The sequence below is a fragment of the Micromonospora wenchangensis genome (assembly GCF_002210435.1).
Lineage (GTDB): Bacteria > Actinomycetota > Actinomycetes > Mycobacteriales > Micromonosporaceae > Micromonospora > Micromonospora wenchangensis.
The window spans coordinates 35069-45490 of the sequence record NZ_MZMV01000055.1 but is presented as its reverse complement, the minus strand read 5'-3'; the positions used below and the strand labels follow the sequence as shown (position 1 = coordinate 45490).

The window sequence follows — 10422 nt, the reverse complement described above, 5'->3', positions numbered from 1 at the left end:
TCGTCGCCGGTGCGACTCCACCCTGAGAAGGACTCGGGGTCGGCTCCGGGGCGACCCTGGGACTACCCCGAAACCCGCCCTGGGCAGGGCGGAAACGTCAGAGGTGGGGGCTAGATTCGGGGCATGACGCAGGCAGAGGACCGGTTCCACGTGCGGCTGCGGGTGGCCGACGACGTGGTCGAGGTGCGCGCGGTCGGTGAGATCGACATCGCCACCGTGGGCGCGTTCCGGGCCGCCCTCTGGGCCGCACCGGCCCGCCCGCTGCTCCGGCTCGACCTCTCCGGGGTCCAGGTGCTCTCCGCCGCCGGGGTGCGGGCGCTGGTCGCCGCCCACCTGAGGGTCCGGGCCCGGGGCGGTGAGCTGGTGGTGGTCGACCCCGATCCGGTGGTCGCCCGGGTGCTGCGGGTCGGCGGCCTGCACCGCGTCATCGCCGTCCGGCACGGCGACGCCCCGGTCGGGGCCGCGTCGCGCCCGCTGGCCGCCTGCGCCTGACCGCCGGCCGACGACGACGGGGACAGAAGCACCGGCGGCCCGGCGACCGGGGCCGGGCGGTGGGGCCGCCGACGCGGTGCCGGCGACCCCGACCGACGTCAGCGCACGCCGAGCAGGTCGACGACGAAGACCAGGGTCTCGTTCGGCTTGATCACGCCGCCCGCGCCCCGGCTGCCGTAGCCCAGGTGCGGCGGGATGGTGAGCCGACGGCGACCGCCGACCTTCATCCCCACCACGCCCTGGTCCCAGCCGGCGATGACCTGACCGCCGCCGAGCGGGAACTCGAACGCCTCGCCCCGGTTCCAGGACGCGTCGAACTCACGGCCGGTGGAGTGGGACACCCCCACGTAGTGCACGTTGGCGAGCTGGCCGGGACGCGCCTCCGGGCCCTCCCCGACGGTGATGTCCTCGATCACCAGGTCGGCCGGGGCCGCACCCTCGATCGGGCCGATCTCCGGCTTGCCTGCCTGGGGCGTGTTCATCTGCTGTTCTCCTCTGTCGTCACCCGATCGTCCGGACGGTGTCGATCCTGCCCGATCGCGGCACCCCGGCCGCCGCGGGCCCCGCCGACCGGGCCCCGCGCGTCGCGGGACCCGATCCGCCGGAGCCGCCGTACATGCATCCCGCCCGCGCGGGGCCGGACGCAGACGCGGCAGGGGCGCCACCGTGGCGGTGGCGCCCCTGCCGGTCGGTCGACCACCCGGGCGGGTGGGACCGGTCACCTGAGCCAGCCGAACCGGCGGACCAGCGGGAGGGTGGCCCAGACCCGGCCGAGGCCGAGGGTGTTCCCCGCGCCGACCAGGGCGAGGCCGGCCAGCACCGCGGCGTAGATCAGGTGGTCGTCCATGAAGGGGTTGTTCTCGGGAGGCAGGACGGCGGTCCACATCAGCACCATGAGCAGGCCACCGGCGACGGCGGCGATCCGCATCCCGATGCCGAGCAGCAGGGCCACCCCGATCCCGGCCAGACCGATCATGAACAGCCAGTCGGCCCAGGCCGCCCCGGCGATGTCCTGGTAGATCCCCTGGAACGGACCCTTCGCGCCGAAGGCGAGGAACCCCTTGGTCGGGCTGCCGCCGTTGATCCAGGCGTTCTTCGCCGCGGTCTCGTGGCCGAGGCCGAACAGCTTGTCCAGGAACGCCCAGAGGAAGATCCAGCCGAGGGCCAACCGGGTTCCGGCCCAGACGTACCGGGCGGCCCGCTGGCGGGTGGTCTCGGTTCCGGCCACCGGTGCGATGGTCCTGGCGGTGGTGTTCCGCTCGATCGTCGCGGTCATGGTCTCCACGTCCCTTCTCTGCCTGGCACCGCACTTCCCGGTGGCAGTTACATTCCACGCCGGTCGGCGCGGTTCCGGCAGGGCCGACCGGTCCGTGCCGGGCCGGGACCTAAGTCCCCTGGTACGGGCGTCCGGACGGGACCTTCGGCCTCGGGGTGACCGGTCCACCCGCCCCTGCCCCGGCCGGTCGGCGCGGCCCTAGCGTCGGACGGGAGAACCGGGCGAGGAGGTCGTGATGAGGACGTGGCAGGTGGACGACGTGATGACCCGGGAGGTCGCCACGGTGGGGGAGGAGACCCCGTACCGGGTGATCGTCGACATCCTGATCCGCCGGGGCGTCAGCGCGGTGCCGGTGGTGGACGACTTCCGTCGGGTGCTGGGGGTGGTGTCCGAGGCGGACCTGCTGCACAAGGTGGAGCACTCCGGGGCACAGGAGGAACGTCGGGTGTTCACCGGGCGGCGGCGTCGGTTGTCCCGGGAGAAGGCCGGGGCGCTGCTGGCGAAGGACCTGATGACTTCGCCGGCCGTCACGACCTTCCCGGGGGCGTCGCTGCCGGCGGCGGCCCGGCTGATGGACCGGGAGGCGGTCAAGCGGCTGCCCGTCCTGGACGACCTGGGCCGGCTGGTCGGCATCGTCACCCGCAGCGACCTGCTGCGGGTGCACCTGCGCACCGACGCCGAGATCCGCGAGGACGTGGTGCAGGAGGTGCTGCGCCGGGTGCTGGCCGTGCGGGACGGGCTGGTCACCGTGCAGGTCCGCGACGGCGCGGTGCGGTTGGACGGCCGGCTGGACCGGCGGACCGCCGCCGAGCTGGCGGAGAAACTCGCCGGTCAGGTCAGCGGGGTGGTCCAGGTCACCAGCACCATCGGGTACGACGTGGACGACGCCGGCCTGAGCGAGCGGGGGGTCACCCCGGTGGCCTGAGCGCCGTCCCGGTCTGACCGTCCGCCCCGGCGGTCAGACCGGGGTGGCGAGCTGGGCGGCGAGCAGGGCAGGTGCCTCGGCCAGCGACGGGCCGTACCAGGTGAGGTGGCGGCCGGAGACCAGCGCACAGGGGACGCCGGGAAAGGCGTCCGGCCCGTCGTCGGCGGTGAACGCGTACGGCTCGTCGGGGAGGACCACCAGGTCGGGCCGGCGGGCCCGCAGCGCGTCGAGGTCGGGACGCGGATAACGGTCCGGGTCGTCGTCGTACACGTTGACCACGCCGAGCCGACGCAGCACGTCCCCGGCGAAGGTGTCCCCGCCGAGCACCACCCACGGCCGCCGCCACACCGGCACCACGGCCCGCCGGGCGGTGCCCGCGTCAGTGGTCGCGGCCCAGGCCCGGCGGGCGTCGCGCAGCCAGCCCGGCTCCCCGGTCACCCCCAGCGCGGCGAGCACCCCGGCCAGCTCGTCGAGGGCCTGCGGCACGGTCCGGGGATAGGTGACCAGCACCGGCACCCCGGCCGCGGTGAGCGCGTCCGCGTCGGCGCGGCGGTTCTCCTCCACGTTGAGCAGCACCAGGTCCGGCCGCAGCGCCCGGACCCGGTCCAGGTCGGGATACTTGCTGCCGCCGACCCGGGCCACGTCCAACCCCGCCGGGTGCACACACCAGTCGGTCGCGCCGACCAGCAGCTCCGGCACGGTCACCGCCACCGCCTCGGTCAGCGACGGCACCAACGAGACCACCCGCACGTCGTCGTCCCTCCCGTCCTCAGTGGGCGGCGCTGGCGACGGTCTCCCGGGCCACCGTGGCCACCGGGACGCCCTCCCGGGCCGCCCACTCGACGGCGTGCCGCACCTCGGCCACCGGCAACGGCCGCCGGTCGGTCACGGTGACCGCCGTGTGCACCGCGAAGGACACGAACGGGTACGACCGGGCCAACCCGGCCACGCAGTCGTGCACCTGACCGGCCACCGCCAACGCCTCGTCCCGGGTCAACGCCGGCAGCACCAGCAGGTACTCGTCGGGGGTGAGGCGGACGGCCCGGTCGACCGGGCGCAGCGGGGCGGTCAGCGCGGCGATCACGGCCTGCGCCTCGCGGGCGGCGCTGCGTCGCCCGAACCGTTCCGGGGCGCCGGCCGGCTCCCCGACGCGCACGCCGATCAGGGCCACCGGCAGGGTGCCGGCGGCGGTCACCCCGTCCATCCCGGTCCAGCGGCGCAGCGTCGGCTCGTCCACCAGCCCCGGCGGGCCGTCCACCGGCTCGGCGTGCCGGCCCGGTCCGCTGCGGTGGGCGCGCTCGGCCCGGTCGGCCATCAGCCGCAACGCCGCCTCGGCCCGGCTCTCCCCGGGCGTCGCCGGCAGGTCGCGGACCCGGTGCAGCACCTGGTCGATCGCGGTCAGCGCGGCCGGGGGGAGCCGGTCGCCGAGCTGGGTGCGCAGCCGGATCACCTCGTGCAGCGCCTCGTCGCGGCGGAACCCCCAGCGGCCGGCGAAGAGCCGCCCCTGCTCCAACGTGTCGGCCGGCACCGCCTCCCGACGGTCCCGGGCCACCAGGCTCGCCCCGAACCGGGGGGTCAACGCCACCACGCTCCACTCCCGGGCCAGCTCCTCGGTGTCGTCGAGCGTCACCGGGTACGCCCCGGCGGGCAGCTCCGGCGGTGTCTGCCCGACCAGCCCGACGACGGTGACCGCCGCGCCCGCCGCGATCCGGGCGTAGCGTTCCCGCTCCCGCAGGAAGTACGGCATCCGCTGGAACAGGGCGATCACCACCAGCGGGCCGTCCTCGGCGGTGGCCAGCGCCGACCGCTCGATGGCGTGGGAGACCGTGACGAGACTCCGCTTGGTCAACAGTTCCGGGGCCGGTCCGTCGTGCAGCACCCCGTGAGCGTAGAGATCGGGCCCGGGGCGCACCAACCGCCTGGTGCGGCGTCCCTCGCCCGAACCGGCGGGGCGGTGACCGCGGTCGACGTCCTAGACTCGGCCGGTCACCCTCGCCTGCCACGGACGGACCGACCCGACGATGACGCGTACCGCCACCGACGACGATGCCCGGCTGCGGCCGGTCCCGTCCGGTGCCGCGCCGCTGTTCGTCCGGGCCGGCCAGGCCGTGTACGCCGCCCGTCGGCTCGGTGACCTGGTGACGCGCCGGCCGGCCGGGGTCACCGGGCACCAGTGGAGTTCCGCCCTGCGCGAGGAGTTCGACCACGTCGTCTGCGCGGCCGACACCGGTGTGCCGCTGTTCGCCCTGACCGTCGGCCCGACCGCGCCCCCGGGGTCGGCCGGGCAGCGGGCCGGGCGGATGGCCGCCGCTGTGTGCGCCGCCGTGGGCCTGCCGGTGCTGCGGATCGGCTCGCCGACGCTGCGGGCCGCCGGGCACGGCCGGCGCATCGTCACGTACGTCATCGACGCGCGCGCCTACGCCGCCGGGGCCGCCCCGGACGGGTCGGACGACGCCCCGGTGGGCTTCCGGGACATCGTCGGCCGGCTGCCGGACGGGCGTACCGGGCCGGTCAACGACCTCGGCGCGTTGTCCCGGGTGGCGGCCGTCGAGGCGTACGTGTCGCGGCGGCTCAGCGATCCGATCGTGCGGGGGTTGCACGTGCTGTGGCGCGACGGGACGGCCGAGGGGTGGAGCTGGGTCGAGGTGCGTCCCGGCCGGTGCCTGGTGGAGCGGGTCACGGTGCACGAGGCGCGGCTGCGCTGCGGGGTGGACCCGGGCCGGCTGGCCGAGGATCTCGCGGCGGTGGCGGTGGGCGACCGGTTGGCCGGGGTGGAGGACGGGGAACCGGCCCTGCTCGATCGGGACGAGCTGCGCCGGCAGATCCGCGCCCTGCGGGACCGGCGTGACGAGTTGGCCGCCCCGTTCGCGTTCGATCACCTCTGCGTGGACTGACCGCCGCCGGACGACCCGCCGTCATTTTCCGGCGACGGTTGGTGACATCGCGGCCCGGCCGGAAAACGGTCCGGGATTCCTCGATCCGCGTTGAACCTTCGCCGATGCCCGCCCGTACCTAAGCGGGAATGGACAGGATCTTCCCAGCCGCGCCACCCGACGCGGCGGACGGTGCGGAAAGGCATCGTCGGCCATCGACGTGCGACCGGAACGTCGCAGTGTCTCCGGCGGGGGTGACCGACCCGGAAAGGGTCTCCTCGTCGGGGGCGCGAGTCAGGTACCGGATCGAGAAGGAGAGCAATTCGATGCGCAGGTCCACAGGGGCACGCCGGTCATCCGGTAACGCGCGGAGCAAGCGGCTGCTGGCGGCGGTCGGTGCGCTCGTCGTCTTCGGCGGTATCGCCGCCGTCACCCAGATCTCCTCGGCCGGGGACAAGCCGAGGCAGCAGACCCGCAACGTCTCGTCGGCCTGCGTCGCACCGAGCCCCGGTGCCACCTCGCCGAGCGGGCGTGGCAGCACCACCCAGACGTGGCAGAACGGCAGGTGGGTCCGTAACCACTGGGGTGACGGGCAGATGTCCGTCGCCGAGTGCCAGGCCGTCAAGGCCGGCAACGCGCCGGTGACCACCCTCGCCTCGACGGTGGCCTGCCCGGAGGTCACCCCCCGGCTGCCGCAGATCCCGGCCCAGGCCAAGGCCGAGGTGGACAAGGAACTCGCCCTGCTCAGGACCCAGATCGACGACGCCAACAAGCGGTTGGCGGCCGAGGGTCGCAACGGGCAGGCGTTCATCGACAACGCCATCCTCGGCCCGCTGGCCGACAAGCGGCGCTCGGCGCTGAACCGGATAGCCACCGCGATCGGTCGCTTCGCCCAGCGTCCGCAGGGCCTGGAGCAGCTCGCCGGTTGCCAGGTGGCGGCCAACAACGGCGGCAACAACGGTGGTCAGAACGGCAACAACGGTGGCCAGAACGGCAACAACAACGGTGGCCAGAACGGCAACAACGGCGGCCAGAACAACAACGGCGGCAACAACGGCAACAACGGCAACGCCCTGGGCGTGCTGGCGAAGGACTGCGCCAACAGCCGGTTGCAGGCGCACGACGGCTTCCAGAACGGCAACCGGTGCGTCAGCACCGCGTTCGGCGAGGTGGGCGCGGCGGCCAACAACCCGTCGCTGCTGATCACCCAGTTCCCCAACCAGGTCCGGCGCAACCAGGCCTTCACCCTGAAGGTCTCCACCCGCAACCTGGTGCGTGACCGGTTCCTGGCGGCCGGCCAGGGCGGTTACTACCTGGAGAGTTCGGTGCTCAACGGCCAGGGGCTGACCCGTGGTCACTTCCACACCGCCTGCCGGATGCTCCAGAACACCAACCAGGCGCCCTCGAACCCGCAGGACGTGCCGGCGTTCTTCGTCGCCACCGAGGACGGCAAGGGCGGCAACCAGGCCGACGACGTGACCATCCAGATCCCGGGCCTGCCGCAGTCGGGTACGGCGCAGTGCGCGGTCTGGGCCGGCGACGGCTCGCACCGGGTGCCGATGATGGAGCGGGCCAACCAGACCCCCGCCTTCGACGTGGTGCGCATCCGGGTCAACTGACCCGACCGGCGACGACTGCGGGCCATCCCGGGAACCTCCGGGGTGGCCCGCAGTTCCGTGCCCGGCGGGTGGGCAGCCTACCGGCAGATGTTTTCGGTGCGGGGTCGCCGGGTGGAAATCGTGGACACGGCAAAAACGCCGGGGTCACGCTGATATCCCAGCGTGACCCCGGCGTGTCCGTTCGTGGTCCGGCCCGTCGTCAGCGGTTCTTCCACGCCTCCACGACCGAGACCGGGATGCGCCCGCGCTCGGAGATTTCGTGTCCGTTCTTGGTCGCCCATTCCCGGATGGCGCGGTTCTGCTCGCGATCCATTCCCGAGACGCCGGGCCGCGTTGGGCGGCGGGCCGGGCGACCGGCCTCGACGGCACCTCGGCCCATTCGACGGCCAGCGGTGATGTAGGCGTCGAGCGCCTTGCGCAGCACCCCCGCGTTCTCGTCGGAGAGGTCGATGGTGTACGCCGCCCCATCCAGGCTGAACTCGACGGTCCGATCGGCCTTTCCGCCGTCGAGGTCGTCGGTCAAAACGGTGATTACTTTCCTTGCCATCGCCATTACTCCCTGTGGTGATCGGGGTGTGCTAAGAGTTTGACGTATCTGACGGCAAATCCGCAACAATATGCCTCCCTTTCATTTGGCGGGTCGCGCCAATCCTGGGAAATCCGGGTGCGGCCAATGCTGGCCGACGGTGGCGGTGCGGCTGGGATGTGTCCTGAGTCACACCGCGGAACACAGGGCACGGTTTGTGACTTGAGTGAGACACGCTCAACCTCAAGTGATGGCAGGTGTTCGATGGCAACCCTCCCGGTACTTCCCCTGACCGACGTCGTCCTGCTGCCCGGCATGGTCATCCCGGTGACCCTCGACCCGACCACCCAGGCCGCCGTCGACGCCGCGCGGGCCAGCGGCGACAAGACCCTGCTCGCCGTCCCCCGCATCGACGGCGAGTACGGCCCCGTCGGCACGATCGCCACCATCGAGAAGGTGGGCCGCCTTCCCGACGGTGAACCCGCCGCCGTGGTGCGCGGCCTGGCCCGCGCCCGGATCGGTTCCGGCGTCCCCGGACCCGGCGCGGCCCTGTGGGTGGAGGCCACCCGGCTCGACGAACCCGCCCCCGCCGGCCGCGCCCGCGACCTGGCCCGCGAGTACCGCGCCCTGATGACCTCCGTGCTCCAGCAGCGGGGCGCCTGGCAGGTCATCGACGCGATGGAGCGGATGACCGACCTGTCCGAACTCGCCGACGCGGCCGGCTACGCGCCGTGGCTCACCCTGGCGCAGAAGACCGAACTGCTCGCCGCACCGGACGTCACCGCCCGGCTGGAACTGCTCGTCGGCTGGGTGAAGGACCACCTGGCCGAGCAGGAGGTCACCGAGCAGATCAACAGCGACGTCCGGGAGGGGCTGGAGAAGTCCCAGCGGGAGTTCCTGCTCCGCCAGCAGCTCGCCGCGATCCGCAAGGAACTCGGCGAGGACGAGCCGGACGGCTCCGCCGACTACCGCTCCCGGGTGGAGTCCGCCGACCTGCCGGACAAGGTCCGCGAGGCGGCGCTGCGCGAGGTCGGCAAGCTGGAGCGGGCCAGCGACGCCTCACCCGAGGCGGGCTGGATCAGGACCTGGCTGGACACGGTGCTGGAGATGCCGTGGAGCACGCGTACCGAGGACAACACCGACCTGACGGCGGCGCGGGCGGTGCTCGACGCCGACCACGCCGGCCTGGCCGACGTCAAGGACCGCATCCTGGAGTACCTCGCGGTGCGCAACCGGCGCGCCGAGCGCAACCTCGGGGTGGTCGGTGGACGCGGCTCCGGCGCGGTGCTGGCCCTCGCCGGCCCGCCCGGTGTCGGCAAGACCAGCCTCGGCGAGTCGGTGGCCCGGGCGCTGGGCCGCAACTTCGTCCGGGTCTCCCTCGGCGGCGTCCGCGACGAGGCCGAGATCCGCGGCCACCGGCGCACCTACGTCGGCGCGCTGCCCGGCCGGATCGTCCGCGCGCTGCGCGAGGCCGGCTCGATGAACCCGGTGGTGCTCCTCGACGAGGTCGACAAGCTCGCCGTCGGATACGCCGGGGACCCGGCCGCCGCCCTGCTGGAGGTGCTCGACCCGGCCCAGAACCACACCTTCCGCGACCACTACCTCGAAGTCGACCTCGACCTGTCCGACGTGCTCTTCCTGGCCACCGCCAACGTGGTGGAGACCGTCCCCGGCCCGCTGCTGGACCGGATGGAACTGGTCACCCTGGACGGGTACACCGAGGACGAGAAGGTCGCCATCGCCCGCGACCACCTGCTGCCCCGGCAGCTCCAGCGGGCCGGCCTGACCGCCGACGAGGTGACCGTCACCGACGAGGTGCTGGCGCTGATCGCCGGTGAGCACACCCGGGAGGCGGGCGTCCGGCAGCTCGAACGGGCCCTGGCGAAGATCCTGCGCAAGGTCGCCGTGGCCCTGGCCACCGACCCGGCGCCGGTCCGGGTCGACACCGGCACCCTGGCCCGCTACCTGGGCCGGCCGAAGTTCACCCCGGAATCGGCCGAGCGGACGGCGGTGCCCGGCGTGGCCACCGGCCTGGCCGTCACCGGTGCCGGCGGCGACGTGCTGTTCATCGAGGCCACCAGCATGGACGGTGAGCCGGGGCTGACCCTCACCGGGCAGCTCGGTGACGTGATGAAGGAGTCCGCCCACATCGCGCTGTCCTACCTGCGCGCCAACGGGCGGCGGTACGGCCTCGACCCCAACGTCCTGGCCGGACGCCGCATCCACCTGCACGTGCCGGCGGGTGCGGTGCCCAAGGACGGCCCGAGCGCCGGCATCACCATGGTCACCGCGCTGGCTTCGCTGGTGACCGGCCGGCCGGTACGGCCCGAGTTCGGGATGACCGGAGAGGTGACGCTGTCCGGGCGGGTGCTGCCCATCGGCGGGGTGAAGCAGAAGCTGCTCGCCGCGCACCGGGCCGGCCTGACCGAGGTGATCATCCCGGCCCGCAACGAGCCGGACCTCGACGACCTGCCCGCCGAGGTGCGCGCGGCGCTGACCGTGCACACCCTGGCCGACGTGGCCGACGTGCTCGCCCTGGCGTTGCGCCCCGCCGAGATCGACGCGGACACGCTCGGCGGTCGCCCGGTCGGCGCCGCCTGACCGGAATCCACCGCACGGCCCCCGACGTCCCACCCGGCGTCGGGGGCCGGTCCGGCCCCGTAATCTGAACCCCTCCCGTTTCCCGCATCCGCCACCGTCCGGTGGCACCC

Annotated in this window: 10 protein-coding genes; 5 read left to right on the top strand and 5 right to left on the bottom strand. The window is 73.7% G+C overall.

Translation table 11 applies throughout. The features are described 5' to 3' along the window. The first annotated feature begins 123 nt into the window (after positions 1-123). Positions 124-492, top strand: a complete 369-nt coding sequence (locus tag B5D80_RS25545) for an STAS domain-containing protein (protein WP_088646492.1) — start codon at positions 124-126, stop codon at positions 490-492. Between the two features lie 98 nt (positions 493-590). Here the strand turns inward: B5D80_RS25545 and B5D80_RS25540 are convergent, their stop codons facing one another. Together B5D80_RS25540 and B5D80_RS25535 are read right to left on the bottom strand one after the other, a co-directional pair. Further along, a complete protein-coding gene (locus B5D80_RS25540) occupies positions 591-974 on the bottom strand; it encodes an FKBP-type peptidyl-prolyl cis-trans isomerase (RefSeq protein ID WP_088646491.1) in 384 nt (127 codons plus the stop codon). Positions 975-1210: 236 nt separating this feature from the next. Then, the gene (locus B5D80_RS25535; RefSeq protein ID WP_211291646.1) at positions 1211-1777 is read right to left on the bottom strand and encodes a DoxX family membrane protein; all 567 of its coding nucleotides are present in this window, start codon (positions 1775-1777) and stop codon (positions 1211-1213) included. A gap of 226 nt (positions 1778-2003) precedes the next feature. Between B5D80_RS25535 and B5D80_RS25530 the strand changes: the two genes are divergently transcribed. Then, entirely contained in the window at positions 2004-2693 is a 690-nt protein-coding gene (locus B5D80_RS25530) for a CBS domain-containing protein (protein ID WP_088646489.1), read from the top strand. 33 nt (positions 2694-2726) lie between these two features. Here B5D80_RS25530 and B5D80_RS25525 read toward each other — a convergent pair whose 3' ends face one another. Together B5D80_RS25525 and B5D80_RS34910 are read right to left on the bottom strand one after the other, a co-directional pair. After that, positions 2727-3443 (bottom strand): helical backbone metal receptor, encoded by a 717-nt coding sequence (locus B5D80_RS25525; RefSeq protein WP_088646488.1) that lies wholly within the window; start codon positions 3441-3443, stop codon positions 2727-2729. A 19-nt stretch (positions 3444-3462) separates the two neighbouring features. Further along, the gene (locus B5D80_RS34910; protein ID WP_281253499.1) at positions 3463-4572 is read right to left on the bottom strand and encodes a DICT sensory domain-containing protein; all 1110 of its coding nucleotides are present in this window, start codon (positions 4570-4572) and stop codon (positions 3463-3465) included. A gap of 142 nt (positions 4573-4714) precedes the next feature. On the opposite strand from B5D80_RS34910, the gene B5D80_RS25515 reads away from it, so the two are divergent. Then, complete coding sequence (locus B5D80_RS25515; RefSeq protein ID WP_088646487.1) at positions 4715-5587, top strand: hypothetical protein; 873 nt, start codon at positions 4715-4717, stop codon at positions 5585-5587. Positions 5588-5892: 305 nt separating this feature from the next. Next, the gene (locus tag B5D80_RS25505) at positions 5893-7185 is read left to right on the top strand and encodes a hypothetical protein (RefSeq protein WP_169733105.1); all 1293 of its coding nucleotides are present in this window, start codon (positions 5893-5895) and stop codon (positions 7183-7185) included. Positions 7186-7384: 199 nt separating this feature from the next. Here B5D80_RS25505 and B5D80_RS25500 read toward each other — a convergent pair whose 3' ends face one another. Next, positions 7385-7732: a histone-like nucleoid-structuring protein Lsr2 gene (locus B5D80_RS25500; RefSeq protein ID WP_088646496.1), complete on the bottom strand. Its 348-nt coding sequence runs from the start codon at positions 7730-7732 to the stop codon at positions 7385-7387. 243 nt (positions 7733-7975) lie between these two features. Here B5D80_RS25500 and lon point away from each other — a divergent pair, with 243 nt between their 5' ends. Continuing rightward, positions 7976-10312 (top strand): endopeptidase La, encoded by a 2337-nt coding sequence (lon, locus tag B5D80_RS25495; protein ID WP_088646485.1) that lies wholly within the window; start codon positions 7976-7978, stop codon positions 10310-10312. Positions 10313-10422 lie beyond the last annotated feature (110 nt).